This is a genomic window from Ruminococcus champanellensis 18P13 = JCM 17042, from assembly GCF_000210095.1.
Taxonomy (GTDB): Bacteria; Bacillota; Clostridia; order Oscillospirales; family Ruminococcaceae; genus Ruminococcus_F; species Ruminococcus_F champanellensis.
In genome coordinates, this window is record NC_021039.1 from 1,902,025 (window position 1) to 1,926,096 (window position 24,072).

35 protein-coding genes are annotated in these 24,072 nt (G+C 55.7%); 7 read left to right on the forward strand and 28 right to left on the reverse strand.

Translation table 11 applies throughout. From position 1 onward, the window contains the following. The 28 genes from RUM_RS12860 to RUM_RS08760 all read right to left on the reverse strand — a co-directional run. Window positions 1–701 (reverse strand): hypothetical protein (locus RUM_RS12860; protein WP_041326376.1); only part of this gene is annotated, 701 nt, incomplete at its 3' end. 1 nt (window position 702) lies between these two features. Further along, on the reverse strand, window positions 703–2,016 hold the full coding sequence (locus tag RUM_RS12180) for a phage tail protein (RefSeq protein WP_162094101.1): 1,314 nt from the start codon (window positions 2,014–2,016) through the stop codon (window positions 703–705). Window positions 2,017–2,862: 846 nt separating this feature from the next. Further along, window positions 2,863–3,426, reverse strand: a complete 564-nt coding sequence (locus RUM_RS08640) for a bacteriophage Gp15 family protein (RefSeq protein ID WP_015558742.1) — start codon at window positions 3,424–3,426, stop codon at window positions 2,863–2,865. Further along, window positions 3,423–3,803, reverse strand: coding sequence for a DUF6673 family protein (locus RUM_RS08645; RefSeq protein WP_015558743.1), 381 nt, complete (start codon window positions 3,801–3,803; stop codon window positions 3,423–3,425). Before RUM_RS08645 ends, RUM_RS08640 begins: the two co-directional genes overlap by 4 nt. Before the next feature lie 32 nt (window positions 3,804–3,835). Then, window positions 3,836–4,336, reverse strand: a complete 501-nt coding sequence (locus RUM_RS08650) for a hypothetical protein (RefSeq protein WP_015558744.1) — start codon at window positions 4,334–4,336, stop codon at window positions 3,836–3,838. Between the two features lie 2 nt (window positions 4,337–4,338). Then, window positions 4,339–4,764 carry a hypothetical protein gene (locus RUM_RS08655; RefSeq protein ID WP_015558745.1) on the reverse strand — a complete coding sequence of 142 codons (426 nt, stop codon included), beginning with the start codon at window positions 4,762–4,764 and terminating at the stop codon, window positions 4,339–4,341. Continuing rightward, a complete protein-coding gene (locus RUM_RS08660; RefSeq protein WP_015558746.1) occupies window positions 4,761–5,153 on the reverse strand; it encodes a minor capsid protein in 393 nt (130 codons plus the stop codon). The genes RUM_RS08655 and RUM_RS08660 overlap by 4 nt, the downstream gene beginning before the upstream one ends. 4 nt (window positions 5,154–5,157) lie before the next feature. Next, a complete protein-coding gene (locus RUM_RS08665) occupies window positions 5,158–5,568 on the reverse strand; it encodes a DUF6751 family protein (RefSeq protein ID WP_147645602.1) in 411 nt (136 codons plus the stop codon). Then, window positions 5,565–5,924: a head-tail connector protein gene (locus RUM_RS12185; protein WP_015558748.1), complete on the reverse strand. Its 360-nt coding sequence runs from the start codon at window positions 5,922–5,924 to the stop codon at window positions 5,565–5,567. Before RUM_RS12185 ends, RUM_RS08665 begins: the two co-directional genes overlap by 4 nt. 15 nt (window positions 5,925–5,939) lie before the next feature. Further along, a complete protein-coding gene (locus RUM_RS08675) occupies window positions 5,940–7,031 on the reverse strand; it encodes a P22 coat protein-gene protein 5 (protein ID WP_015558749.1) in 1,092 nt (363 codons plus the stop codon). 15 nt (window positions 7,032–7,046) lie between these two features. Next, window positions 7,047–7,580: a phage scaffolding protein gene (locus tag RUM_RS08680; protein WP_015558750.1), complete on the reverse strand. Its 534-nt coding sequence runs from the start codon at window positions 7,578–7,580 to the stop codon at window positions 7,047–7,049. 179 nt (window positions 7,581–7,759) lie between these two features. Further along, window positions 7,760–7,999: a hypothetical protein gene (locus tag RUM_RS08685; RefSeq protein ID WP_015558751.1), complete on the reverse strand. Its 240-nt coding sequence runs from the start codon at window positions 7,997–7,999 to the stop codon at window positions 7,760–7,762. 13 nt (window positions 8,000–8,012) lie between these two features. After that, a complete protein-coding gene (locus RUM_RS08690) occupies window positions 8,013–9,599 on the reverse strand; it encodes a phage minor capsid protein (RefSeq protein ID WP_015558752.1) in 1,587 nt (528 codons plus the stop codon). Next, window positions 9,599–10,948, reverse strand: a complete 1,350-nt coding sequence (locus RUM_RS08695; protein WP_015558753.1) for a phage portal protein — start codon at window positions 10,946–10,948, stop codon at window positions 9,599–9,601. Before RUM_RS08695 ends, RUM_RS08690 begins: the two co-directional genes overlap by 1 nt. After that, entirely contained in the window at window positions 10,941–12,185 is a 1,245-nt protein-coding gene (locus RUM_RS08700; RefSeq protein ID WP_015558754.1) for a PBSX family phage terminase large subunit, read from the reverse strand. Before RUM_RS08700 ends, RUM_RS08695 begins: the two co-directional genes overlap by 8 nt. Then, window positions 12,175–12,630 carry a hypothetical protein gene (locus RUM_RS08705; RefSeq protein ID WP_015558755.1) on the reverse strand — a complete coding sequence of 152 codons (456 nt, stop codon included), beginning with the start codon at window positions 12,628–12,630 and terminating at the stop codon, window positions 12,175–12,177. Before RUM_RS08705 ends, RUM_RS08700 begins: the two co-directional genes overlap by 11 nt. 165 nt (window positions 12,631–12,795) lie before the next feature. Continuing rightward, window positions 12,796–13,356, reverse strand: coding sequence for a transcription termination/antitermination NusG family protein (locus RUM_RS08710; protein ID WP_015558756.1), 561 nt, complete (start codon window positions 13,354–13,356; stop codon window positions 12,796–12,798). Beyond that, window positions 13,353–13,895, reverse strand: a complete 543-nt coding sequence (locus RUM_RS08715; protein ID WP_015558757.1) for a phage protein Gp27 family protein — start codon at window positions 13,893–13,895, stop codon at window positions 13,353–13,355. Before RUM_RS08715 ends, RUM_RS08710 begins: the two co-directional genes overlap by 4 nt. Before the next feature lie 3 nt (window positions 13,896–13,898). Then, on the reverse strand, window positions 13,899–14,228 hold the full coding sequence (locus tag RUM_RS08720) for a hypothetical protein (protein WP_015558758.1): 330 nt from the start codon (window positions 14,226–14,228) through the stop codon (window positions 13,899–13,901). Window position 14,229: 1 nt separating this feature from the next. Then, entirely contained in the window at window positions 14,230–14,463 is a 234-nt protein-coding gene (locus RUM_RS08725; RefSeq protein ID WP_015558759.1) for a hypothetical protein, read from the reverse strand. 103 nt (window positions 14,464–14,566) lie between these two features. Next, window positions 14,567–14,875 carry a Mor transcription activator family protein gene (locus RUM_RS08730; RefSeq protein ID WP_015558760.1) on the reverse strand — a complete coding sequence of 103 codons (309 nt, stop codon included), beginning with the start codon at window positions 14,873–14,875 and terminating at the stop codon, window positions 14,567–14,569. Window positions 14,876–14,900: 25 nt separating this feature from the next. Beyond that, window positions 14,901–15,065 carry a hypothetical protein gene (locus RUM_RS12695; protein WP_015558761.1) on the reverse strand — a complete coding sequence of 55 codons (165 nt, stop codon included), beginning with the start codon at window positions 15,063–15,065 and terminating at the stop codon, window positions 14,901–14,903. Between the two features lie 4 nt (window positions 15,066–15,069). Continuing rightward, the gene (locus RUM_RS12190) at window positions 15,070–15,570 is read right to left on the reverse strand and encodes a regulatory protein GemA (RefSeq protein ID WP_015558762.1); all 501 of its coding nucleotides are present in this window, start codon (window positions 15,568–15,570) and stop codon (window positions 15,070–15,072) included. Between the two features lie 95 nt (window positions 15,571–15,665). Beyond that, window positions 15,666–15,854, reverse strand: a complete 189-nt coding sequence (locus RUM_RS08740) for a hypothetical protein (RefSeq protein WP_015558764.1) — start codon at window positions 15,852–15,854, stop codon at window positions 15,666–15,668. Continuing rightward, window positions 15,851–16,141: a hypothetical protein gene (locus RUM_RS08745; protein ID WP_015558765.1), complete on the reverse strand. Its 291-nt coding sequence runs from the start codon at window positions 16,139–16,141 to the stop codon at window positions 15,851–15,853. The genes RUM_RS08740 and RUM_RS08745 overlap by 4 nt, the downstream gene beginning before the upstream one ends. A gap of 8 nt (window positions 16,142–16,149) precedes the next feature. Continuing rightward, window positions 16,150–16,434: a hypothetical protein gene (locus RUM_RS08750; protein ID WP_015558766.1), complete on the reverse strand. Its 285-nt coding sequence runs from the start codon at window positions 16,432–16,434 to the stop codon at window positions 16,150–16,152. Window positions 16,435–16,517: 83 nt separating this feature from the next. Continuing rightward, on the reverse strand, window positions 16,518–17,042 hold the full coding sequence (locus RUM_RS08755; RefSeq protein ID WP_041326377.1) for a helix-turn-helix domain-containing protein: 525 nt from the start codon (window positions 17,040–17,042) through the stop codon (window positions 16,518–16,520). Window positions 17,043–17,502: 460 nt separating this feature from the next. Further along, window positions 17,503–18,252, reverse strand: a complete 750-nt coding sequence (locus RUM_RS08760) for a helix-turn-helix transcriptional regulator (RefSeq protein WP_015558767.1) — start codon at window positions 18,250–18,252, stop codon at window positions 17,503–17,505. Between the two features lie 131 nt (window positions 18,253–18,383). Between RUM_RS08760 and RUM_RS08765 the strand changes: the two genes are divergently transcribed. From RUM_RS08765 to RUM_RS08795, 7 genes are all read left to right on the forward strand, one after another. Beyond that, complete coding sequence (locus tag RUM_RS08765; RefSeq protein ID WP_015558768.1) at window positions 18,384–19,757, forward strand: MATE family efflux transporter; 1,374 nt, start codon at window positions 18,384–18,386, stop codon at window positions 19,755–19,757. A gap of 179 nt (window positions 19,758–19,936) precedes the next feature. Then, window positions 19,937–20,350: a helix-turn-helix transcriptional regulator gene (locus RUM_RS08770; RefSeq protein ID WP_015558769.1), complete on the forward strand. Its 414-nt coding sequence runs from the start codon at window positions 19,937–19,939 to the stop codon at window positions 20,348–20,350. A 1-nt stretch (window position 20,351) separates the two neighbouring features. Next, window positions 20,352–20,873, forward strand: coding sequence for an ImmA/IrrE family metallo-endopeptidase (locus tag RUM_RS08775; protein WP_015558770.1), 522 nt, complete (start codon window positions 20,352–20,354; stop codon window positions 20,871–20,873). 20 nt (window positions 20,874–20,893) lie between these two features. Beyond that, window positions 20,894–22,369 carry a Y-family DNA polymerase gene (locus RUM_RS08780; RefSeq protein WP_041326378.1) on the forward strand — a complete coding sequence of 492 codons (1,476 nt, stop codon included), beginning with the start codon at window positions 20,894–20,896 and terminating at the stop codon, window positions 22,367–22,369. Continuing rightward, on the forward strand, window positions 22,366–22,782 hold the full coding sequence (locus RUM_RS08785; RefSeq protein WP_015558771.1) for a hypothetical protein: 417 nt from the start codon (window positions 22,366–22,368) through the stop codon (window positions 22,780–22,782). The genes RUM_RS08780 and RUM_RS08785 overlap by 4 nt, the downstream gene beginning before the upstream one ends. Next, window positions 22,772–23,461, forward strand: a complete 690-nt coding sequence (gene sfsA / locus RUM_RS08790; protein WP_015558772.1) for a DNA/RNA nuclease SfsA — start codon at window positions 22,772–22,774, stop codon at window positions 23,459–23,461. Before RUM_RS08785 ends, sfsA begins: the two co-directional genes overlap by 11 nt. Continuing rightward, window positions 23,458–24,066 carry a M48 family metallopeptidase gene (locus RUM_RS08795; RefSeq protein WP_015558773.1) on the forward strand — a complete coding sequence of 203 codons (609 nt, stop codon included), beginning with the start codon at window positions 23,458–23,460 and terminating at the stop codon, window positions 24,064–24,066. The genes sfsA and RUM_RS08795 overlap by 4 nt, the downstream gene beginning before the upstream one ends. Window positions 24,067–24,072 lie beyond the last annotated feature (6 nt).

Consider the following 24,072-nt stretch of genomic DNA (forward strand, 5'->3'; position numbering starts at 1 on the left):
GCATTCTTTGTGATTTTCACGCCGGACACGTCTCCGGTCCAGGTGATGACGTTGACTGCTTCTGTATCCGGCACCAGCACCATCTGCTCGATCCAGCCGGTGGTGGAGCTGATAATGGATGTTTTTGCGCCATATTCCAGCTTGTACACCTGGCAGGTGTGCACATCAATGAAAACGGTTCCGGACACATCCTTGATCTCCAGGGTCACGCCGTTCACTGTCAGGCTCAGGTCTCCGGTGCCAGTCAATTCGATGAGCGGCTCCGAATACATGGTACCCACCGTTTGCAGCTGTGCCGGGGAGGATGTCAGCTCCACTGGGTCGTTGGCGATGGCATAGGCGAAGGGGGCGCACTGGAAACGCACTGTAATGGCTCTGTAAACGCCGTTTAAACGGGATACAGAAACCGTATCACAGGCGTAGGCGGTGTACCGTTTGGCCGGGTCATCGCTGGTGATCAGGTCGCCGGATCCGGTCAGCCATGCCAAGATGGATCGCACGTCCGCATTCCTGCTGATCTCCATTTTTACCGTGATGGGCAGGAAGGACCGTCCGGTCTGCAGGTGCATCATCGGCTCCGGTCGTCCCGGGACTTGCAGCGCCTCGTAGGGATCTGCCTGCCGGGACGGCAGATCCATGGACAGGATCTGCACCCCTTGCTCTGCGCTGTTTTTCTCATTAAAAATGAAATAGGCTGCCATGTTATCCTCCCTTCGCAGCGTCCTCCTGGTCTTTGATTCGTGCCAATTCCTCTGCGATTTCCCGGGCGTCCTGTGCGTTGCTGGCCTGGGTGTAAATGTTGAAGGTGTTATCTGTTTGCGTCACAGAGCTGCTGTGACTGTGGTCATCGTGGATCACGTCCCCGTACTGGGGGCGGTATGCGGCAGAAACATCGCTGTTCACAGTGGCCACCATATCGTCCATGGCTGCTACTGCATCGTCTGTCACTGTGCCCATTTCCTCCTCGAACCCTACCCCGATGCCGGCGGCAATGTTAACGCCCACCCGGTCACGCATCAGGCGGGAAGGGGAGTGAATCCCGAAAAAATCTGTAATGCCGTCCACCAGTCCGGTGACCGTCTCCTTTGCGCCCTCCCACAGGTTTTTCCCGGCGTTGACTAGCCCGTTTTTGATACCATTAATAATATTGGATCCGATTTCTGACCAGTCATGCTCCAGAAATTCATCCTTTAATTTCGTCAATATTTCCGGAATATTCTGCGTCAGTTGTCCGATACAATCCAGCAATCCCGTCCCGATAGCCAGCATGATCTCAAAGCATGCAGTGATTAACAGGGGAAGGTTATCAATGATAGCCTCCACAATGGCGCTTACAATTTCCGGGATGTATCCGATCAGATCCGGAATCGCATCGATCAGCCCCAGCGCCAGTGCCAGAATGATCTGGATGGCAGCAGTCAGCAGCTCTGACAGATTTTCCAGCAGACCATCTACAATAGCCAGAATGCATTCCACTGCCACCGGAATCAGCTCCGGGATCATTTCAGTGATGCCGTCGATCAGGGCGATCAGGATCTCAATGCCGGCTGCCAGGATCGTCTGGATATTGTCCTGGATCGCCTGCAGGATGGTCATGATGCCCTCCTTAGCTGCCGGGATCAGTTCCGGCAGGGACTGGGCAATGCCATCGATCAGGGCGGCGATGATCTCGATCCCGGCAACGATCAGCTCCGGGATCACCTGGATGAATGACGAAATCAGCGCCATGCCGATTTCAATGGCAGCGTCCACGACTGCGCCGATGTTGTCCAACAATGCCCCGATCAGGGATTCCAGCAGGCTGATGCCCACATTCACGAATTCCGGCAGCAGCTCCACGGCAGAATCGATGATAATGATCCCCATCTGGGCGACTGCATCCGCCAGTCCGTCTGCGTTGCTGAGTGCGGATGTGACTGCACCGATGGCATCTGCGCCCATCTGGGCGAACTGGGGCAGCAGATCCGGCAGCATGTCCACCGCAGTGTTGATCAGCACGTTGATTCCGTTGACCACGTTGGGCAGAGTCTCCTCGATCCGGGGGATGATATTTTCCCCGGCGGTCACCACGCTGTTGATCAGATTTTTCCGTCAGCTGCCCGAAATCCTGACTGTTGTCGGCAAGACCGGTCACCCAGTTTGTCCAGGCGGATTTGGCGGCATTCACCGAACCCTGAATGGTGGTGGACGCCTCTTTTGCAGTGGTGCCGGTGATGTCCATTTCCGTCTGGATCACATGGATGGCGTCCACGATGTCCGAGAACGATTCCACGTTGTACTTCACGCCGGAGATCTTCTGCGCATCCGCCAGCAGCCGCTCCATTTCCTTTTTGGTGCCGCCGTAGCCCAGCTTCAGGTTGTCCAGCATGGTGTAATTCTGTTTTGCGAACCCCTGGTAGGCGTTCTGAATGGACGCCATGTCCGTGCCCATTTTGTTGGCGTTGTCGGACATGTCCACGATTGCCATGTTGGCTTTGTCCGCCGCTTCCACCGTGTCGCCGCCCAGGGACTGGAGCAGGGACGCAGAGAATGATGTGACCGTTTCCATGTAGGCGTTGGCGGACAGCCCGGCGGTTTCAAAGGCTGCGTTGGCATAGTCCATGACTGTGTCAGCGCTGTCCTTGAACAGGGTCTCCACGCCGCCCACCAGCTGCTCATAGTCTGCATAGTTTTCCACGGCTGTTTTGGTCAGCCCGGCCACCGCAGCTCCGGCGGCTGCATAGGCTGCTGCAAATGCGCCGGCAACTGCCTTACAGCCATCCGCCGCCAGGGAACCGATTTTCTCAATGCCGCTGTGGAACCCCTTGCTGTCCACGGCGGTGTCAAATTTTAATGAACCATCAAACGCCACACAATCACCTCCTACAGAAACGCATCTGCGATTTCCTCGTCGTCACATTCATATTCAATGGCGATCTCCGCCTGAATCCGTCGTACCCGATCCCGTTCCGCATCATTCCGGATCCGGGTGGGATCCGCCGCCCGGTATGCCATGCGTTTTTTCAGCGGACAGTCCTCGGGCAGCGCCTGCATCAGACTGCGGAATTCCCAATAGTGTAGGTGGTCGATCCGGATCAGATCTATGCCGTAGCACTGGCGGAATGCCCCCAGAATGTAGGCTGCGTCCTGGCTGTAGGACAACACCGGCCGGGTCGGCCTGCCGCCCATGCGCCGCTGCTGCCGCCCGGTCAGCAGGGGTTCTGCGGTGAAGAACCATTTCAGGGCACGCAGCGCCTTGGTGGCATCCGGCGGTCTGGCGTCCGGATACCACTGCATGGCTGCTGCCACCTTGTCCTGCTGGGATATGCCCGGATCCAGAATCAGATCCGCAAATGCGATCCAGTCCCGGAAATCCGTGGCCACCGGATAGTCCGCCCCATCCACCTGCACACATTCGGGCAATGGATCAAACAGTAAATTGATCATTTCTGCCGCCTCCGCTGGGCACGGTTCTGGGGCAGATACCGGGCAATCTGTGCCCTGGCCGCATCCCGGGCGGTTCGCTGGGCGGATACAAACGCCAGGAATGACGCATAGACTGTTTCACATTCCGCAGCGCTGTATTTCTTTTGATGGATCTTTTCGGCGGTGCCGTCCCCGAAGATGCAGTCATACATGCTGTAGAACGTGGTGCAGTATGCCCTGGTGATCTCGGATGCAGTTCCGTCCTTGGGGATCTGCTTTGCCGCCTCCCCCATTTGCTGGAACGCCCGCTCATAGCGTTCCAGATCGCCGATATCGTCAATGTCCAGCACCAGGGTGGTGCCGTTGATTTCCCACTTTGTCAGATCTTCCTGGATCATTGGCTCTCCTCCTTAAAAAAACTGCGGGCACATTACGTGTCCGCAGTGAATGTGACGGTTTTCCAATCATCGGTGGATGTGACCTCACCGAATACCTGTGGCCCCCGGCATTTGAAATCGCCGGCTCGTGTGTATGCTTCCACCTTGTCGCCCTCTCCGTTGGGGATGACGGCATAGGAACGCTTGACCGCCCGCTTGGATCCGCTGGTTTCTCCCTCCTGATCCAGGAATACCACGATGATCTCCCGGACAGCGTCCTCTCCCAGCTGCTCCTCATCGGCGATGTTGGCAATGTCCGCATGCACGGTGTTGCCGACTTCCTCGTCGAATGCGTAGGAGATGGATTCTGCATACCCCACCACATCCTCGATGGCGGCGTCCTCATCCACATACTGGCGGCTGTAGGTTTTCGGGTTTTTGGATTTGCTCAGTGACGTGAATTTGGTCATCCGGGTATATGTGGTTGTCCCGGATTCCGCAGCGGGTACCCCGTAGTATGCCCGCCGCTGGGAACGTTTCACCAGTTTTCCCATGGTTATTCCTCCTTTGTGTACAGTAATCTGCACTGAATCTGATACCGTGCATTGTGGTTGGTGTCCTCCAGCAGCACATAGCCGCCGGTTGTAGGTTCGATGCTCTGTGCAGTGCAGCCCGCCGGCAGCCGTGGCAGGATGTCTGCATCATTGTTCTGGCGCAGCCATTCTGCGAACCGCTCGTAAAACTGGCTGTTCGCCAGGTTCTGCACCGTGTCCGTGCCGTATGCCTCCCGGGATGCAAACACAAACAGGTACTGCCACAGGCAGCCGCCGTCCGTGTACTGGGTGTATACCGGGTCACAGGGGACGGATTCCACCACATATTCAATGGGGTCCGCCCCCAGATAATCCAGGTTCAGTCGTCCATCCTCCAACAGGGGGCAGCCCGCCACATAGTCAACGATGGCTTCAATAATGGACTTCATTTCAGCTTGCCTCCCGATTTCTCCCGGATCTCATCCTTGTGGTCTGCTTTCATCCTCTCGAACCAGTACTTGCCCCGCTGCCCGCCGTTCTGGGTGCCCTCCTGGCCACGCCCGGCGTTTGTATAGTAGTTTTGTCGGGCATAGGGGGCGATGTATTTTACAATGCCTTCCCCGATGACGGTGCCCAGGATGCCGGATTTTTTCAGCATACCGGTGCGCATGGGCACATAGGGATCCGATTGGCGCAGCACCTCGCTGTCCACCATCTTCTGTACGGCGTCAAACTGCTCACCCCGGCGCTTGGAAAAATCCTCGCTCCAGGTCAGCTTTGCCTTTCCGGATTTTGAAACAGACACCACCCCTCTGGGGGTCTTGATCTCCATTGCCATGCCGTCACCCCTTTACGCAGAAATGCTGCAGATCTGAACTGCCGTACCGGTTGTCCTCGCAGGACAGGATGGTGTAGGCATCGTCATATTTTTGCAGCAGTGCAGCCACAGTGGTGTTGGCATCGATGTCCTCCCGGATCAGTCCCCGGATGATCAGGTCACCGGGCGCAAGGGTGTATGCGCCGGTTGGATCCGACGCATAGTCTTTGGGCGGTTTGTAGGTCTTGTCGCAGGCATCCGCCGGGATGTATACAGTCACGTTGTTCGCCGTGATATCCCCCTTGTCCCCGTGCCGGTGGGCATGGCTGCCGTCCCAGAACACTCCGTGGATCTGGGTGCGTACCCAGGTATCCCGGCGGTTTTTCCGATCTAACTGCCGGTTGTAGACTGTACAGTCTGCATTGGTATACATCATTCCACCCCCCGGAACATCAGTCCGTACCGAGACAGATACATGTACGCCAATTCGTACCGCCGCTTCTGCCGGGCAGTCTGGTTGGTGTCGCTGTCGGCATAGGATACGGAATAGTCGCCCACCTTTTCGGCGGTCTTGCCGTCCCGCTGTTCCTGCTTCTGAATCAGATCCGCCATGGCACAGCAGCACATTTTTACCGCCCTGCCGGTGGTATCGTCCGCCAGAATATCCTCCGTAATGCGGTCGTGGGTCACAGACGCCAGGTATTCCGACGCCCGGGCGGCCGCGAAGGTGTACTCCTGCTCGGACAGTCTGCCTCCGTACAGGGTGCGGTAGTAGTCGTAATCAGCGTACATGTCTGTCACCTCCGATTACTTGATCTTGTCCGCCGCTGCCGTGACATAGGTCACAGCCACCACCTTGGAACTGGACAGGTTGACGATCTCGATCACGTCGCCCACGCTGACGGCAATTTCAGTCGTGCCGGAGGTCAGGGCAGTGCCGCTGTAGCTGCTGGATGTCTGGTTGTAGGTTGCCCGGGCAGTGGGGTTTACCTTGTAGGCGTAGGTCGTGCCGGTGTTGCCTGCGCTGATGGTGGCGATGGTGGTGCCCTCGGCGCTGCCCTTTGCCAGGGTGGCGGTCAGACTGCCCGGTGCATATACATTCTGGATTGCCTTGGGGCGCAGCACCTTGTGGGCATAAACCATGCGGCCGTTGACCCAGCTTGCGCCGATGTGCTTGCCGTCCTTCAGATCCTCCAGCTTGACCGGAACGGAAAATTCCTTGACCCGGGCCGCAAACCGGGGATGCCCGGCGATAAACATCAACCCGGCGGTGTCATCGTTGAATTCGTAGACGGTAAATCCAGCGATCTTGCCCACAGCGCCGGTCTGCTTGATCTGATCTCCCAGACCGGAAGCCCCCACAAAATGATCCTTGTCCTTCAGCAGCATGGCATAAAAGTCCGGCGTGGCAAGCAGATATCTGCCCTCAGTAGGTACGTTGGCCTTGCTCATTGCCCGCCGCACGTCCACGATCAGGTCGTAGGCGCTGGATGCATCCACGCTGGCTGCGTTGTATGCAGTTCCCTCTGCCAGCAGCACGGTTGCGCCGTCGGTATCAACAGTTTTGGCGAGGGAATAGCCTGCACTGTCCAGCCGATCCGCCACCAGATTGGCAGGTACGGCTTCGGCGTCATAGCCGTCAATGATTTCTCCCACAGCCTTGTCCTTGTTGATGGTCAGGGTCTGATAGGTGGTGGTACCGTTGGTGGCGGTGATGCCGGCAGCCTTGTCGTAATCCGACACCTGCACCTCTGCATCCCGGACGGGGATCTTGACGGATCCGGCGCTGGGCTTGCCCTCGTAGTCGTTGTTGAAAACCACGCCGTCCTTCAGCACCAGGCTGTCCCGCAGCTTGGCGAGAACCAGGTCAGAGTAGCGTTCCTGCTGTTCGTGTGCCATATTGATTCCTCCTTATCACTCTCTCGGCGCAAGGCCGGGGTTCTTGGCGTAAAATGCTGCCTCCACGCTGTTGGCAGCCGGTTCATGGTGCATGGTGGATGCCACCACACGGGCTTCCGGCTTGGTATCCAGGAATGCGCCCGGGTGGCTCTCCCGGAACTTGCTGACGATATCGTCGCCGCCGATGAGCTTGCCCGCGTCATCGAACTGCAGCCCTGCATCCGTCAGCTGCTTGGTGACATGTGCCTCGTACACGTCGTCCCGGAGACCCAGCCCCTTCACATAGCCCTCCAGCTTGTGCTTGTGCTGCATGGCGGTCTTGTCCGCTTCTGCGGCTTCGTACTTAGTTTTCCAGTCCTCCGCAGCAGCCTTGATGCTGTCGATGTCCATTTCCCTGAACCCGGCGATCTGCTTGTTGGCTTCCTCCAGCTGCGCCTGGATCCCGGCGGTTTCGTCTGCGGCAGCCTTGACCTCTGTCGCTGCCTGGGTGATGATCTGGTCGGCAATGTCATCTGCAATGCCCAGATCCGTCAGAAACTGTTTTTCCATTCTGTTCATCCTTTCTGTGTTTGGGTATAAAAATAGCGCCTGCTGTCAGGCGCAAGAGGGACTGCGGTTGTGGATCATGGTAACCTCCTTGGGCATAAAGAAAACGCCCTTGCAAGGACGTTTCAATGCGGGTTATGGCATAAGAAAAGCACCCCTAGGGGGTGCTTTTCGCAGGTCTGTCAGCTGAAGATTGAATCAAGATTTACATCTGATGTGACAAACACTGCGCCAATTTCATAGTCATCGTAGACCCGGATTGAATGCCCATCTGCGGTAAATGCTTGGATGGTTGATCCGTCAACGTCAACTAAAAGTTTGCTTTTCTTTGCCTGGGGGAATGCTCTGCTGATTTTGGTGCATGCTTCTTTGAATTTTTGAGGGCTGTTGTCTTTGTAAATTGTGTAATCGTATTGTGTCATGCTTCATTCCTCCTTACAGTCCGAATTCCTTGTTGACATCAGCATTGGTTTTTGATGCTGTCTGAATGATGTCTTCCATTGCTTCTTCTTTGGATAACCCTTTCCGGCGCATTTTGCTTTCCAGAAGTTCATCAAATGGAATGACTGGGCGGGTTTCCTCCAACATTTTAGCAGTTTCCTCATCCGACATGGCTGCACGTGCTTGGTGTTTGTATTGATTTCTCAATGTATAAGCCTGCCGTGCTTGTTCTTCACGTGATTTGGAACGATCAATCTGATTTGGAATGTCCCCGACATTTGCGTAGTACCATTCCCGGATGTGCTGATTGTCCGTTTCCACGATGGGTTTTCCGATGTACTTGGATAGCTTCTCCTTATTCACTATTATACCACCCTTACCGGATTTGTCAACCCGTTTTCGGGCGGTAACAGCCTTTTGGGCAATGCTACGGCCGAAGCCGTACACCTGGGTACGGGATGTATCCGGCAGCAGTCCGGTGCCGTTCTGGAAGTCAGCCAGCTTGTCCCGTGCATCCCGCAAGGCTTTGGACTGTTTTGCAAAATCCTCATCCAGCTGGGCACGCAGCTTTGGGTCCGTGGTTTCCTGCCTGGCGGCATCTGTGGCAGACAGCCGCAGCTTGCAGTCCCGCACCCGGCGTTCCAGCCGCCGCTGCTCCTGGGTGGCATCGTAGTAGGGGATCTCCTGCCCGTTGTAGTTGACCGTCATGGTTTCCAGCTGGGTCAGTTTTTCCGGGGTGTAGTTTCTCTGGGAGATGCCCGGAAAGAATGGATACCAGTCATGCCGGCAGTTGTAGCCGCCGAACCCGTCCCCGGATCCGTAGCCGATATCGTCCTTGGACAGATACCCCCGTTTCCCGGACAGGCTGACCAGCTGCCCCTGCCATCTGGCGTGGGATGGTCTTGCTCCGGCATGGGCGGACAGCTCCATCAGATCACAGCCGCAGGATGCGGCATTGTATTCCCCGATGGTGCGGCAGGTTTTTGCCACCCCCGTCAGCACCGCCCGGCGCACCGCCACCTCAATGCGATCCGTCCTGCCGGATGGATACAGCACCCGGGTGCCGTCAGATGCAGCGGACTGGATGGCAGCCCGGATAGCCTGCTGGTAGGACATTGCCCCAGACTGTACCTGCAGCATGGCCAGGTCACAGGCGGATATGTAGGCTTGCTGTGCCGTGTTGGCGGTGGTCAGGGTCAGATTGTGCATGGTGCCCAGGGTGTTTTCGTAGCCAGCCTGCAGCATCTGCAGCATGGCCGGGGATGCACGCAGATCGGTGGTCTGCAGCCCGGCAGCGGTGTACAGCCTGTTGTCCGTTTCCACCGTCTCCACGCCTGCATTCTCAAACAGCGTCCGCACCATGCTGTCCGTGGCGTTCGCCCGCTGGGCAATCTCCCGGATGATGTCCTCATACAGCAGCCCCATTTGCTGTGCCTGCCTAAGCTGGTGCTTGGCGGTTTCGGTGACGTATCCGGTTTTGACAATGCGCCGGGCGATGTCCGATACAACCGCATTGTCGTATGCATCCAGCAGCTCCGTCAGGGAGTCCGTGCAGTGCAGCAGGTAGTCCGGCGTCAGCATCAGATATCACCGCCTGCAAACAGGGTGGATGCAGCTGCCTTGTATTCCGCTGCCTTGGATTCGTCGCAGTCGAAATACCATGCTATGAATTTTGTATCCGACAGCAGCCCGGCAGTGTGCATCTGCATCCGGCGTGCAAACTCCTTGTCCGGGTCCTCCATAACCCCATCGCCGAATTCATAGCATTCATGGTATCTGCCTTGGGGTGTCAGCTGATACACAGCGCAGCAGTCATTGATGGCACTGGTCAGCTGCCGCAGTCCGGCACGGATGTTTCCCTGAATATCAGAAATAGCACTGTAGCAGCGCTGCCTGGATGCCCGCACCTCCTCGGCAGTCTTTTCCACATTTTGCGGATCAGACAGCATCCCATATGCCAGGTTGCAGTTGAATTCGATCCGCTTGAAAATGCCGTCCAACCCGTGGAACAGGGATGTGTCCCGGATCTGGGGGCTGAAAATCTGCAGCCCCAGCTGGGCGTCCGACGGATCTGCGTTGTACCGCCGGTACAGGCGATTTGCAGTATCCGGCAGGATCAGCCCGGAAGGGGTGGGCTTCAGGAAATCTGCCGGCGCATCAATGGCGGTCTGGGTCGCTTCAAATTCCCACTTGATTTTTTCCCAGTGTTGATCCGCATCCCGGATCAGGTCAACCGCCTCGGCATACACGGACATGCCCATGGGGCTGTCCGGATCCACCGTGTTGATCGCCGGGATGGACATGTAGGCAAACAGGGGACCGCCCAGATCCACGTAGCTGCGTTCCGGCTCCAGATCTGCCCACAGCCCTGTCTGCCGCAGGGAGCATGGATCTCCCAGCATGTCCACGCTGGGGGATTGGAATACCAGGTTGCGGATCCTGCCGGTGCCGTCCGGGTGAAATTCGTGAATCTCCAGCTTGTGGTAGAATCGGTCTCCGTTCCGGTAGGTGTCCAGAAATACGGCAGAAATCAGTCTGCCGTCATCATCGTAGGAAATGGGGTAGATCTTGTCAGCCGTAATGTAGTTGACCCGGATCTGGTGCCCGTCATACACCGGTCGCAGCACCACACCGCCGGTGGCACACATCAAGCGCACCCATTTCTTTGCGTCCGTCATGGTCTGCTGTAAGACCCGGTCGATGTATGCCCCGCGTTGGGATCCGCTGACGGAAATGGATGCGCCGAACAGGGTCAGCCGTGCAAATTCGTCCACGATCTTCACCGGCAATCGCAGCCCACGGACACGGTTGCTGACCCAGGACTGCTCGTTGCACAGCATGCTTCGCCACAGCCGGATCCTGTCCCGCATCTCGCCGCTCATAGCGATCCGGATGCCGGTGGCCTTTTCGATTTCCGATTTGTTAATCATGCACATCACCTCCTATGTCCGCCAGGATCGTGCGCCGCAGCACCGTGTTCACCAGGTACCGCAGCTCGTCCATACAGTGGTCGTTTTCCTTGATTACCTTGTCCGTAGCCTTGTCGTCCCACCGATACAGGGCGAATTCCCGTAGAATGCCCCGGCAGCTTTCATGGATCAGAATCCTGCCGTTCTGGATCAGGGTCGCCGTCCGGCTGATGCCCGGCAACACCTCGTTGTGGGCTTTCCGCACGGTAAACCTGCCGTGCCGGCGGATGCATTCAATGAAGCTGGCAGCGGAAGGGTCTACGATCACATGCTGGATCGGTCGGTCGCCTGCCAGCTGCTCCAGGGCGGCGTAGTGCTCCTCATCCGTCCGCATGGTACGTTCCTCTTTGCTGTTATAATAGTACTCTGCTACCCGGATGGCGTTCCGTGGGCTGACCGCCCATAACCCGGCTGAAAACGGGTTGATGGTGCCGTAGTCGATGGCAATGTACCACTCCACGTTCTGGGACAGACGGATATCTCCGTGCAGCACATATCTGTCCGACCAGTTGGGATAGACCAACCCCTCCGCCATGCACCACAGTCCCTTGATGTACCGGTCATAGAATACGCCGGTGTACAGGCGCTCATAGCGTTCCCGGATCTTCTTGTCCAGGGCGTAGTTGTCCTGCATGGTAAAATGCAGATGCAAGGCGTTCTTTTCCGTTTTTTTGCAGATCCATTCTTTGTAGAACCAATGCTCGGCGCTGTCTGGATTGCAGTTGAACCACAGCCGGGATCCGCTGACGGAGCATCTGGCTGCTGCCTGTTCCACAAATGACCGGGGCATCAAGGCAACCTCATCCAGAAAGGCTCCTGCCAGGGTAATGCCCTGGATCAGGGCAGCAGAGGATTCGTCCTTTCCGCCGAACAGATAATACCGGTTGGTATGGCTGCCGTCCGTTATTTCCAGATAGTTGCGGCTGACGTACTGGCGGATCTCGAAGATCCCTTCCACCCAGGTTTGCAGCGGCGTGATCACGTTGCGTTTCAGGCTGTCGATGGTTTTGCCACACAATGCAAAGGTCTGATGGTCAAACCGGGACAGGGACCAGATCAGGAAGCCTACGGACATGGACATGGTCTTTCCACTTCGGACAGAGCCATCACAGATGATCGCATTGTAGGATGTCGTCTTGGGATCCGCCCACCACAGCATGGCTTTTCGCTGCTTGGGGGACATGGTTTTATACCTCATCTTCTGCCTCCAGTCCCTCTCGGATGATCTCCAGCAGATTATTTTCCGGCTTCGGCGCCACGTCCGATTCCAGCAGCTGCAGAATTGCCTGCAGGTTGGGTGCAACCTGCCGCACCCGGCGGCGCTTGTGCCGTTTGCCGGCGGAATCCACGCCAGTCTCTGTCTCCACATATTCGCCGCCCAGGGCTGCCGTGATCAAGGCACGCTTGGTTTCTGCGGCTACCAATTCCGGATGTGCCTGCAGATAGGCTGCAAACTCCAGTCTTCGCTCGGAAAACTCTTTCAGCATACGTTCCCGTTTCGCTTTGCTTTTTGTGTTTAAATAGGCATCAAACAGGGATTTCAGGCTGTTTGCATCCTGTTTTTCCTCCTGTTTTCTGGCAGCGTCGTAGGCTGCCAGATTGTCCTGCAGGGATCGGATCCCTGCGTCCTTCAATGCTCCCATGCAGGGCATCTCCTTTCACGCGTAAAAACACGCCCTACAATGCGCTGTAAGGCGTGTCTGTTTCTGAGGGTATCATTTCATGGGCGGAATCGTTTAAACGATTTTAAACAGCGTAAATTCGATTTTAAACAGGCATGCTCCGCCATTCCTGATTCCAGGTTGAAATCAGGTGACTGGCATCATGCAATCCTGTGCGACACCGGGGGACGTATCAACCCCGGGGTCTGCCATCAGGTCGGTTTGTTGGACGTATCGCACCGCCAATGTAATGCGGTGCAGTTTGCCTGCAATGCTGATCCGGATCGTTGCCCGCCGCTGCCGTGAATTGTGTTCCACCCGCCCGGCGTAGCTGCTGATCAGCCCGGACACATACTGCATGCTGCCGTCCGGCCGGATCCGGACCTCGGAGGGGGCGATGGGCTTTCCGCCGTTGTGCAGCCATCGGATGTATTCTGCTTCGTGTTCCGGCAGCGGCTCCGGGGCGCCGTGCCCCAGGAACCGAATGACCCCCACACAGGGCATGATCCGATGATAGTCCACGTCTGTCAGTTCTAGGTCATCCAGAAACACATACCCCGGGAATACCGGGTATTCCGCCTCCCACCAGGTGCCGCCCCTGCGGTGCAGTGCGATCCGCCTTGGGGCATAGGATCGGTAGCCCAGCCGCTCCAGGTCACGAACCGCATTGTCATCCTGGCCGGGTTTGGTCTGCAGCACGTACATCATGGCGATTTCTCCTTCTTTTCGTCCAGGAATGCCCGTAGCTGCTTGTACAGCTCCGGACGCTCCGTTGCCATGGCGTCAAACAATGCTCCAGCAAACTGGTCAGCCCCGTTCTCCAGCAGTTCCTTGCTGCGCACATCCACCTGCTTCTTGTATGCCACTGCCCGGGTCAGGGCTACAGCAGATTTGATCAATTCATCGAAATTCTTGGCCTGCCGCTGCTCCTCTGGCATGCCGTTGATGGCGTCCAGCAGCTGGTGACTGATCAGGCGCAGGATACCGTCCGTAGGATCCAGGTTGGGGTACTTGGCGGTTTCCTCCATGATACCACGGAAATTTTCCTGTGCCATCCGCAGCGCCTCGGTGGTCTCCGCAAACCTTGCCGCATACCGACAAACTGCCGATTGGGACACCTGGGTGCCGTTGGATGCCAGGTAATCCACGATATCCTTGTATGTGAAATTCGCCCGGAGCATTTCTTTGACGGTTTCCTGAATCTGCGGCTCTAACTGGTCAATGATGGCGTGTCGGCGATTGGCCATGGCCTACACCTCCACGCATGCGTCCTGCTTGCAGCCTGCCAGCAGCCGGATGCCGTCAGCGGTCAGTTTGGCTTCGATCTCCTCCCACCTGGTGTCCGACAGGGCAGCAGGCTGCTGGGACACCACATGCCGCAGCTTGATGTAGCCGCATTCCGCCAGGTAGTTGACGCTGTCCACGATCTCTCCATGCTCCATATCCGGCAGGGCGTATTCGATCTCACGCAGCTTTTTGTAGTCATATCGCAGGATATTGATGGTACGCAGCACCCTGCCGTTGTTAGCCACGAAATTGCCGGCTGCGATCCGCCGGCGGATCTGTTCTTTTTCGTCCATCTTACTTACCTCCCCGGATCTCCAGCAGGATGTCCATGATCCGATCCAGCTTCCGGCGGGTATCCGCCTGCTCCCGGAAAAAATCCTCCTTGGTGATGTAGTCCTCCTTGACCTTGGCGATATCCTCCCGGCATTTGTCCAGCTCCGTGATGGTGCGCCGCAGGAAGAATGTCAGCGCCCCCACTGCCAGGCTGATGATGCCCTCCACCACAGCCACGATTACGTTGATGTCCATGATCTATCCTCCAAACAAAAATGGTATAGCTCGATCTCTCTGATCAAACTATACCATATAATAAATGCGCCGTAAAAAAGGCTATAACAGTCTGAAAATAATACTACAACAGGGGCATCTGCCCTTCTGTTGGCTCGTTGTCGATGCGTTTCTTTTCCGTGGAGGTCAGCACCCGGATCGTGCTTTCGGACAGATTGTATTTGATTGCCAGCTCCCGGACATTTTGCCCGGTGTATTCTGCTCGGATTCGCTGATTTCGTTTTTTCAGCAGGACAGTTTCTGCTTTGGAAATATAGACAAACTGTCCTGCATAGACCTGCACCAGCTTTCTATACGCGGTGATCCCCACCGTTTCCGCCAGCTCCCGCTGCTCACCCTCCAGATCCGTCATTTCAATGTCATTGTGATCCATGCGCTGCCTCCCATCTACACACCGATTAGCTCTTTTCCTGTGTCAGCTCCGCCAGCCGTTCCGCAGCCTGCCGGATGACGGCACAGCCATGAATTCCGCAACTATGCTCATGTCCGCAGTCCAAGCACGCCAGACTGCCGGTTTCCACCATTAACCGGCGCATGGCACGGATCAGCTCCTGATCTGTCATATGCTCACTCCTTTCTGTCCCGCTTCAGCTTCTTGACCTCCGCCGAATATTCCAGCCGCTTCAGGGACTCGATCAGCTTGGACCCCTGTTCCTGGGTGAAAAACCGGAACGGGTTTTTCGCCATCATGTTGGGCCGCTGACCGATGAATCGCTCCGCTGCACCTGCCAGCCGATCCGCCGGCGGCACGTCTGACGGATCCGAAGCACACACACTGTAGATCAGCCGCCAGCATTTATTGATCTGGGACGGGGTCATCTGTCCCGGTGGGTATACGCTGGGGTTCGGGGCAGGCCTGCGCCGATGGGTGTCTGCCGGGACGCTCCGTTTGTCCAGCTCCCGGATCACCTCCCTGGCTTCTGCGGCGGTCAGCTGCCGGATGCTGTCCTTGCCGGTGACGGCATACACCAGGGTGTGCAGGTCGTCGCTCTCGCCCTTGGTGGACATGCCCAGATCCCGGGCTGCAGCGTAGATCCTGGATATCTGGCTAGCTGATATCGTCGTCATCGCTGTTACCTCCGATCAATACTGCCATGATCAGGGCGCCGGTGATGCCGCCCAGGATCAGGCCAATCAGAAATAGTGCCATTCTGCATTCCTCCTTATCTCGTGCCCTGTTTGTACGATGCACAGGGCTGGAAGATCCGGGCGTTCAACCCTCTGTCTGTGATGTACTGCATTGCCGCCTGTTCAGCCAGAAAAACCAGATAGACGATTGCGCCGCCTTCTCGCTGGGCGGCAAGATACCTACCGGTGATCCGGTTCTTGATGCGCCAAATGCGGTAGATCATGTGTCGTCCTCCTCGTCAGCTGCGCTGCCGGCTCTCCGGATCACCACTTCATAGTGCTCCCCGGAAGCGTCTGTGAATGAGACGGTGGCCTCCTCCAGCCCACACGTTTGCAAAATAGCTATGCTCGTACTGCAGAATGTTGCCATTGCTTCTTCGTTGCTTTTAAAATCCACCATATCCCGCTGCATGCTCAGGCTCAGAACATGACCGTCCGCCCGGATCTTTGCAATCGTGTAGGGGTAGTTCAGGATCTTCTGCTCTACCGCCGCCCATTGTTCCTTCGTCATGCGCCACCTCAGCTGATGGTCAGCTTCTTGGATGTGCTGCTGGTCAGGTAGTCCTCATACAGCGCCTTATGCTGCTGGCTGAACCGCTTGCTGTCAAACCGGGAGGTGGTAACGTCCCTGTACCGCACGGTAAATACATCCACCGTCAGCTCCTCCAGCCCGAACTGGGTCATGGTGTCCTTGATCCGTGCCTTGGCGGCATCCTGTGCCTCCTTGACCGCACGGATGTCCTGCTCCAGGGACTTGACCGCCAGGATGTCCTCCAGAACTGCGTCCATATTGATTTTGTCCATTTCATGATCCTCCTTATTTTTTATCGTGGCTCTGCGTTCTTGCGGGCTTGCCACCGCCTTTGGCCGCATTACCGATGCGGGGATTAACCCCGCTGGTAGGCTCGGACATAGCCTTGCAGCTCTGCCAGCTCCGCCTTTGCCTCCTCCTTTCTTGCCTCATAGACTTCAATTAGCCGCAGCTTGTCGTCAATGGCATCCTGGATGCAGCGCAGGACTGATCCGGGCACCTGTTCCTCCGGCGCTTTCGGAGCGGGAGCAGGCGGGACTTCCTGCTCCTCCTTTGCCTTGTCCAGCACATTCTTAACGGTGACAGCGGATACTCCCAGCTCCCTGCCAATGTGGGACAGGGTGCAGCCCTGTGCCCGCAGCTCCTTTGCTCTTGCGATTTTTTCTTCAGTCATCTTCCTTGTTCTCCTTTCGTGCACCTGCTCGGTGCTGTATCCTTTGGACTTGATGGATGCGATGGCGTCCACCAGTTCCCCGATTGCGATTTGCAGATCGTGCCGGATCTGCGCTTCCGTCTGACCGCTGCGCAGCTTGTCCAGGATCCGCCGTTCTCCCGGGGTCAGGGTGGTGGATTTGCCGCCGATGTGTATCCAGTCAGCCATGCCGGACACCCCCGATCCAGCGATAGGACGCATGCTCACTGCCTTTCAGCTCCTCCGGGTATTCTGCATGATCCGGCTGACTGCATCGCGTCACGCCCTACACGGGCGTGTGAGTTGAAATTCGCTGACGGCTGTACAGCATATCCTGCCCACCGGTCACGCCCTACACGGGCGTGTGAGTTGAAATTTTTTGGCATAAATAAAACGCCCTTGCAAGGAAGTTTAAATACGGTTTATGGCATACGAAAAGCACCCCTAGGGGGTGCTGATCTTTTCGACATCCGCTCGTTTGCACTCAAACAACTTCCACTTTCCACCGTATCCGCCGGGAGTGTTCTCTGCATTGCTTTCTATCGTGTAAATGTTTTCGCTGTTTACGCATGCTATATTACGCATTGCTTGTCTGATTGTTATGATACACCATACTGGATTTGTCAACACGTTTGCGGGTCGCAAGTATTTAAATCTGTTCCGCAGTGCTGTTCCCGAACGCTTCCCGGTACTTGCCGGGCGTCATGCCGGTCAGCCGGCGAAATGTACTGGTGAAAGCGCTTTGGGAGGAAAAGCCCAGGGACAGCGAGATTTCCAGATAGGAAAAATCGGAATATGCCAGCATGTTTTTTGCGGCATTGACTCTGGCGTGGATGATGAACTGCCGAAAGGGCATGCCCACCTCTTTGGAAAATAGCTTGGAAAGATATGTGGGGTGGATCTGTAAATAGGCTGCCGCCCCCTCAATGGTCATCTTTTCCTGCAAATGCTCATAAATATAGTCCATGCATTTTCTCACATGAATAGACCCCACATGTTCTTTTTTGATCTCCCGCATCCGTTCCGCATAGTCCAGCTGCATTTCTCCCAGCATATCGATCATCCTGTCAATGCGCTCACATTCATCCGCCCGCTGAATGTAAATATCACTGAGGGTGTAGGCAAGATCGTGGCTCATGCCGTTTTCCACGCAGACCCGTGAGATCAGCGCCACCGCAACGATAAGGTGATAGCGCACATTCTTGACCGGATCTTTTGAAAGGGTGCCCTGACCCTGGTAGAAATTCTGTTTGATCCCGGCGATATTCTCTCGGACTTTTTTTACATCTCCGGAGCTGATGATCTTGTATTTTTCAAATTCACTGCTGAAGGAGATCCGGTGAAAGCCCTCCTCACGCTGCAAATAAAGACGATAATTCAAATCCCGATTGGTGTTCATAACTACATCCTCCTGAACTTTATGTTTCTTCTGCGATTATACCATACTTCTGATAAAAATACCACAGTTCTGATATAAAAATATCGGACAGATTTATATAATGGTGTTGTTCATAGAAAGGAGGCATGGCTATGGCACAAACCTATGATTTGACAAGAGGAAATCCCACAAAACTGATTTTAACGTTTTTCTTTCCTATGCTTTTTACCAATATGCTACAGCAAATATACTCCATTGCCGATACCGCCATCGTAGGAAAGGGACTTGGGGATGATGCGCTGGCGGCTGTGGGAAATATGTCGTCCTTGACATTCCTGGTGATTGGCTTTTCCATCGGACTGACCAATGGCTTTTCGATCCTTACTGCTCAATATTATGGGGCAGGCAATCAGAAGAATCTGCGCCGCTCTGTGGCATCCGCCATTCTGTTGGCGTTTGGCATGACGGCTTTGCTTACGATCGTCAGCATGCTCTTTCTCCGGCAGGTGCTTCTTCTGCTGCAAACTCCGGAAAAGATCATGCAGGACAGTCTGACTTATGGCTACGTCATTTTCGGAGGACTTGCAGCCAGCATCGCCTACAATCTGTGCGCAAGCATCCTCCGTGCCCTGGGGGACAGCAAGACGCCGTTTTATGCCATCGTTGTTTCCACCGTTCTGAATATCATACTGGACTCCCTGTGCGTATTTGTGTTCAAGACGGGCGTGGGCGGTCCGGCGGCAGTGACCGTGCTGGCACAGGTGGTTTCTGCGGCGATCTGTTTCCAGAAGCTGCGCCACATTGAATTGATCCGGGTTACACGGGAGGATTTCCGGAACATCGGAAGCATGATCCTGAATCTTCTGAAAAACGGAATCCCTATGGCTATTATGAATTCCATTACCGCAGTGGGATGCATGACCGTCCAGTATTTTGTAAACGGTATGGGCGTGGTGTACACCTCCGCATACTCTGCATGCAGCAAGTATATCAATCTGTTTATGCAGCCGGCATGCACTGCCGGGTACACCATGTCCGCCTTTACCAGTCAGAATTACGGCGCAAAACAATACGATAGAATCCTCAGCGGCTTGAAGGTATGTCTGTCCATTGCAGCCTTATCCTATATTCTGCTGGGATCCTTCATGGTACTGTTCCCAAGACTGCTTGCGTCCCTGATGCTCAACGGCAGTGAACAGATAGAGCTTGCAGCCGGATTCCTTGTAAAATGCGGTTTCATGATTTTTACAGTGGACTTTCTGTTTGTATTCCGCAGTGGCTGCCAGGGGATGGGGAAGCCTATGCTGCCCATGGTGTCCGGTGTGGTAGAAATGGCGTTCAGAATCCTCGTGATTGCCCTGTTTATCGGCAAAATCGGATTTGATGCAACGGTGTATGCGGAAATCGCTGCATGGGTCGGGGCACTGACTCTGAATGCAGGAGCGTTCACCTATTATATTTTGCAAAAAACCCATGGGAATCGTGTGCCGATATGTAGTGTCGCCTTAAAATCAAGCGATAGGTAACAATCTCTGCATCAATCAGAACAGCACCGTACAAGGCTTGTCCAGGGCTTTGTGCGGTGTTTTTTCGCACTAGATGAATTTTCCATACAAAGTTTTTAGGGTATTGCCTTGACTTTCATAGGAGAATGAGGTATAATGAATATGCAATTGAATTGCGTATTGCAGGGATGGAGGGCTCCATGAAATTTGCAGAAAAAATCAGAATCCTGCGGATCCAGCAGGGGAAAACCCAGCAGGCTGTTGCGGACGGGATCCATGTATCCCTGCGCACCTATGTTTCCTATGAGCAGGAAGGACGGTACCCACGGAATCGGGAGATCTACGACAGAATGGCAGCGTATTTCGGAGTGGAGAAAAATTATCTGATGGCGGAGGATGAATCCTTTGTGACCCAGGCATCGGAGCAATTCGGAAGCCGGGGCAAGCAGCAGGCAGAGGCACTGGTGGCGGAACTGACCGGTTTGTTTGCAGGGGGAGAGCTGTCGGAAAATGACCGGGATGCGGTGATGATCGCCCTGCAGAAGGCGTATTTTGACTGTAAGGAGGACAATCAGAAGTATGTGTCCAGCAGTCGTCGCAAGAAAGAGGAGTAGTATGGATCCCAGTACAGTTTATCGGCAGGTGCAGGCGCTGATCCGGCACTGGGGTACCAGCGATCCGGTGCGGCTTGCGGCGGATATGGGGATCCGGGTGTATGACTGCCCGGATTTCCGTGACCTGCTGGGTATGTATACTTACCGTTGGAAGCATCGGATCGTACTGATGAATCCCAACGTCAGTGAGGATCTGTACCGGATGGTGCTTGCCCATGAGCTGGGGCATGATCAGCTGCATCGTCAGCTTGCCGGGGGAGAGGGGCTGCAGGAATTTCAGCTGTTCCGGATGGCAGGTCGGACGGAGTATGAGGCCAATGCATTTGCCGCCCATCTGCTGATCGATGATGGGGAATTGGCAGAGCTTGTCCGGGAAGGCTATGATGCAGAAGCGGCTGCCAGTATGCTTTGCGTGGATGTGAACCTGCTGCTGATCAAAGTACAGCAAATGCAGAAGCTGGGTGTGCCCTTAAAGCTGCCCTATGCACCGGATGGTGCTTTTTTCAGAAACGTTCGGGAATAACAGGTGTTGGAGGTGATCCTGTGGGAGTCTATATTGCAATTGATCTGAAAAGTTTTTACGCTTCGGTGGAATGCGTGGACCGAGGATTGGATCCGCTGAACACGAACCTGGTGGTGGCGGACGAGAGCCGCACGGAGAAAACCATCTGCCTGGCGGTGACTCCTTCCCTGAAGGCATATGGCATTCCCGGCAGAGCCCGCCTGTTTGAAGTGATCCAGAAGGTAAAGGAGGTGAACCGTGCCCGGCTGCGGCGTGTGGGCACCTTTACAGGGGAGTCCTATCTGGCGGATGCGCTGAACCGGGATCCGGGGCTGAAGCTGTCCTTTCTGACGGCTCCGCCCAGGATGGCAAAGTACATGGAGATCTCCACCAAGATTTTCAACATCTATATGCGCTACATCGCCCCGGAGGATATCCATGTATACTCTATTGACGAGGTATTCATTGACGCTGCCGGGTATCTGAAAACCTACCGCTGTACCGCCAGAGAGCTTGCTATGCGTATGATCCGGGATGTACTGCGGGAAACCGGTATTACGGCAACCGCCGGTATTGGTACGAATCTGTATCTGGCAAAGATTGCGATGGATATTGTGGCAAAGCATATGCCGGCGGACGAAAATGGCGTGCGGATCGCCGAGCTGGACGAGATGGCCTATCGGCAGCAGCTTTGGTCCCACCGTCCCATTACGGATTTCTGGCGGGTGGGGAAGGGCATCGCCAAAAAACTGGAGGCAGCGTATCTGTATACCATGGGGGATGTGGCACGGGCATCGGAGTGCAACGAAAAGAAGCTGTATCAGATGTTCGGGGTCAATGCGGAGCTGCTGATCGATCATGCCTGGGGCTGGGAGCCTTGCCGGATCCGGGATATCAAGGCATACCAGCCGGAGACGCACAGCTTGAGTCAGGGGCAGGTGCTGCCGGAGCCTTATTCCTTTGCAAAGGGCAGGCTGATTGTCCGGGAAATGGCGGAGCAGTTGGTGCTGGATCTGGTGCGAAAGGGCGTGGTAGCGGATCAGATGGTGCTGACAGTGGGATATGATTACACGGGTATCCCGGAGGATTATGCCGGCACTCTGGAGCGGAACCATTATGGCAAGACAGTGCCCAAAATGGCACATGGCTCCACGAATCTGGGGCGGTTTACTGCTTCTGCCCGGACGATGGTGCCGGCGGTAGTGCGGCTGTATGAGGAGATCGTGGACAAGCGGCTGCTGGTGCGGCGGATGTATGTGGTGGCAAATCATGTGATCCGGGAACAGGATTTGCCCCGGGATACCTGCATGCAGCTGGATTTGTTTACGGATCCTGCGGAACAGGCGGAGCGGCATGCAGCACAGCAGCAAGCAGAGCAGCAGGAAAAGTCCCTGCAAAAAACCATCCTGGCGATGCAGCAGCGTTACGGCAAAAACGCTGTCCTCAAGGGCATGAATTTGCAGGAGGGCGCAACTGCCATTGCCCGGAATGGGCAGGTAGGAGGGCATCGGGCATGAATGAATATGCGGATATTCTGTACCATCCTCATCACGTTTCCACCCGGCGACAGCCCATGTCCATGCACGAACGGGCGGCTCAGTTTGCTTCCTTCAAGGCGCTGACCGGGTACGAGGACGGCATTGATGAGGCGGCACGGTATGTGGAACACAAGCTGGAACTGACAGAGGATCGCCGGAACAGGCTGGATGCCTGTTTACAGATCCTTCGGGATGCAGGGTGCGATGTACAGATCCGGGTGCTTGCATTCCATCCGGATCCGCAAAAGCAGGGGGGCGTGTATCTGCCCTATACCGGTGTGCTGCGCCGTATTGATGAAGTAGCAAGGCAACTGCTGTTCCGGGACGGTACCGTGATCTCACTGGACACGGTTTATGACATGCAGGGGGAGGTATTTCCGGATGCATTATGAGCGCACAGCGCATGCAGTCTTTCTCCGGCGTCCCAACCGGTTTGTGGCGGTGACGGCACGGAACGGCAGAGAAGAAACGGTGCATGTAAAGAATACGGGACGGTGCAGGGAACTGCTGCTGCCGGGCAGGGAGGTGATCCTGGCGGAGTCGGATCGCCCTGGCAGAAAGACACGATATGATCTGATTAGTGTGTACAAGCCGGGGGTGGGCTGGATCAATATCGACAGCCAGGCACCGAATGCGGTTGTACAGGAGTGGCTGCGCACAAAGCCGGGGATCTTTGCGGACATGACTCTGTGCAGACCGGAGTATCGGTACGGCGCATCCAGAGTGGATTTTTATCTGGAATGCGGCAGTCGGCGGATTTTGATCGAGGTGAAGGGTTGTACCCTGGAGGTGGGCGGAGAGGGCTACTTTCCGGATGCGCCCACGGAGCGTGGGGTCAAGCATCTTCACGAGCTGGCAGCAGCATGCGAGGCAGGATTTGAGTGTTACCTGGCGTTTGTGATCGCCATTCCGGGAGTGAACATGGTGCATCCCAATTTGGAAATGCATCCGGAATTTGGAACTGCTTTAGAGGAAGCAAGGCGGGCAGGCGTCCGGGTGCTGTATCTGCCCTGCCAGGTGCAGGAGGATGGATTGCAGATCCGGGAACGGGAGAAAGGGGAGCAGGTATGACCAAGGGTAAGGTGGTGTTTGCAGGCACGTTTCGGGTGGAGAGTATTTCTGTGCCGGTACAGCTGATCCGCAGCGGCAGGAAAACCATCGGGGTGAAGGTGGATCAGAAGGGCGTTGTCACTGCACAGGCACCTTACCTGGCAAAGGAAGCGGATATTCTGGCGTTTCTCAGTCAGCATGCCGATCGGATCGAACAGTATGTGCAGCGAAGCAGAATGGCTGCCAGGCAGTCGGAGGATGCAGGACGGTTTGCTGCGGCGGAGTTGGAGCATATGGCACAGCAGGCAGTGCAGGTGATCCCCCAGCGTGTGGCATACTATGCCCGACTGCTGGGTGTGACCTATGGGCGCATTACCATCCGGAACCAGAAAAGCCGCTGGGGTAGCTGCTCCAGCAAGGGAAATCTGAATTTCAACTGCCTGTTGATGGCTGCTCCGGCGGAGGTGCTGGACTCGGTGGTTGCCCATGAGCTTTGCCACAGAAAGCATATGGATCATTCCAAGGCGTTCTATGCGGAGTTATACAAGTTGTTTCCAGACTATGATCGGTGCAGCCGCTGGCTCAAGGAGCAGGGGGTATTGCTGATGCGGCGGATGACCGGCTGATAAGCG

Excerpts from the sequence above, each read along its gene's own strand:
- RUM_RS08640 (WP_015558742.1), bottom strand. The coding sequence starts at position 3,426 with ATGATCAATTTACTGTTTGATCCATTGCCCGAATGTGTGCAGGTGGAT.
- RUM_RS08645 (WP_015558743.1), bottom strand. The coding sequence starts at position 3,803 with ATGATCCAGGAAGATCTGACAAAGTGGGAAATCAACGGCACCACCCTG.
- RUM_RS08650 (WP_015558744.1), bottom strand. The coding sequence starts at position 4,336 with ATGGGAAAACTGGTGAAACGTTCCCAGCGGCGGGCATACTACGGGGTA.
- RUM_RS08655 (WP_015558745.1), bottom strand. The coding sequence starts at position 4,764 with ATGAAGTCCATTATTGAAGCCATCGTTGACTATGTGGCGGGCTGCCCC.
- RUM_RS08660 (WP_015558746.1), bottom strand. The coding sequence starts at position 5,153 with ATGGCAATGGAGATCAAGACCCCCAGAGGGGTGGTGTCTGTTTCAAAA.
- RUM_RS08665 (WP_147645602.1), bottom strand. The coding sequence starts at position 5,568 with ATGATGTATACCAATGCAGACTGTACAGTCTACAACCGGCAGTTAGAT.
- RUM_RS12185 (WP_015558748.1), bottom strand. The coding sequence starts at position 5,924 with ATGTACGCTGATTACGACTACTACCGCACCCTGTACGGAGGCAGACTG.
- RUM_RS08675 (WP_015558749.1), bottom strand. The coding sequence starts at position 7,031 with ATGGCACACGAACAGCAGGAACGCTACTCTGACCTGGTTCTCGCCAAG.
- RUM_RS08680 (WP_015558750.1), bottom strand. The coding sequence starts at position 7,580 with ATGGAAAAACAGTTTCTGACGGATCTGGGCATTGCAGATGACATTGCC.
- RUM_RS08685 (WP_015558751.1), bottom strand. The coding sequence starts at position 7,999 with ATGACACAATACGATTACACAATTTACAAAGACAACAGCCCTCAAAAA.
- RUM_RS08690 (WP_015558752.1), bottom strand. The coding sequence starts at position 9,599 with ATGCTGACGCCGGACTACCTGCTGCACTGCACGGACTCCCTGACGGAG.
- RUM_RS08695 (WP_015558753.1), bottom strand. The coding sequence starts at position 10,948 with ATGATTAACAAATCGGAAATCGAAAAGGCCACCGGCATCCGGATCGCT.
- RUM_RS08700 (WP_015558754.1), bottom strand. The coding sequence starts at position 12,185 with ATGAGGTATAAAACCATGTCCCCCAAGCAGCGAAAAGCCATGCTGTGG.
- RUM_RS08705 (WP_015558755.1), bottom strand. The coding sequence starts at position 12,630 with ATGGGAGCATTGAAGGACGCAGGGATCCGATCCCTGCAGGACAATCTG.
- RUM_RS08710 (WP_015558756.1), bottom strand. The coding sequence starts at position 13,356 with ATGATGTACGTGCTGCAGACCAAACCCGGCCAGGATGACAATGCGGTT.
- RUM_RS08715 (WP_015558757.1), bottom strand. The coding sequence starts at position 13,895 with ATGGCCAATCGCCGACACGCCATCATTGACCAGTTAGAGCCGCAGATT.
- RUM_RS08720 (WP_015558758.1), bottom strand. The coding sequence starts at position 14,228 with ATGGACGAAAAAGAACAGATCCGCCGGCGGATCGCAGCCGGCAATTTC.
- RUM_RS08725 (WP_015558759.1), bottom strand. The coding sequence starts at position 14,463 with ATGGACATCAACGTAATCGTGGCTGTGGTGGAGGGCATCATCAGCCTG.
- RUM_RS08730 (WP_015558760.1), bottom strand. The coding sequence starts at position 14,875 with ATGGATCACAATGACATTGAAATGACGGATCTGGAGGGTGAGCAGCGG.
- RUM_RS12695 (WP_015558761.1), bottom strand. The coding sequence starts at position 15,065 with ATGACAGATCAGGAGCTGATCCGTGCCATGCGCCGGTTAATGGTGGAA.
- RUM_RS12190 (WP_015558762.1), bottom strand. The coding sequence starts at position 15,570 with ATGACGACGATATCAGCTAGCCAGATATCCAGGATCTACGCTGCAGCC.
- RUM_RS08740 (WP_015558764.1), bottom strand. The coding sequence starts at position 15,854 with ATGATCTACCGCATTTGGCGCATCAAGAACCGGATCACCGGTAGGTAT.
- RUM_RS08745 (WP_015558765.1), bottom strand. The coding sequence starts at position 16,141 with ATGACGAAGGAACAATGGGCGGCGGTAGAGCAGAAGATCCTGAACTAC.
- RUM_RS08750 (WP_015558766.1), bottom strand. The coding sequence starts at position 16,434 with ATGGACAAAATCAATATGGACGCAGTTCTGGAGGACATCCTGGCGGTC.
- RUM_RS08755 (WP_041326377.1), bottom strand. The coding sequence starts at position 17,042 with ATGGCTGACTGGATACACATCGGCGGCAAATCCACCACCCTGACCCCG.
- RUM_RS08760 (WP_015558767.1), bottom strand. The coding sequence starts at position 18,252 with ATGAACACCAATCGGGATTTGAATTATCGTCTTTATTTGCAGCGTGAG.
- RUM_RS08765 (WP_015558768.1), top strand. The coding sequence starts at position 18,384 with ATGGCACAAACCTATGATTTGACAAGAGGAAATCCCACAAAACTGATT.
- RUM_RS08770 (WP_015558769.1), top strand. The coding sequence starts at position 19,937 with ATGAAATTTGCAGAAAAAATCAGAATCCTGCGGATCCAGCAGGGGAAA.
- RUM_RS08775 (WP_015558770.1), top strand. The coding sequence starts at position 20,352 with ATGGATCCCAGTACAGTTTATCGGCAGGTGCAGGCGCTGATCCGGCAC.
- RUM_RS08785 (WP_015558771.1), top strand. The coding sequence starts at position 22,366 with ATGAATGAATATGCGGATATTCTGTACCATCCTCATCACGTTTCCACC.
- sfsA (WP_015558772.1), top strand. The coding sequence starts at position 22,772 with ATGCATTATGAGCGCACAGCGCATGCAGTCTTTCTCCGGCGTCCCAAC.
- RUM_RS08795 (WP_015558773.1), top strand. The coding sequence starts at position 23,458 with ATGACCAAGGGTAAGGTGGTGTTTGCAGGCACGTTTCGGGTGGAGAGT.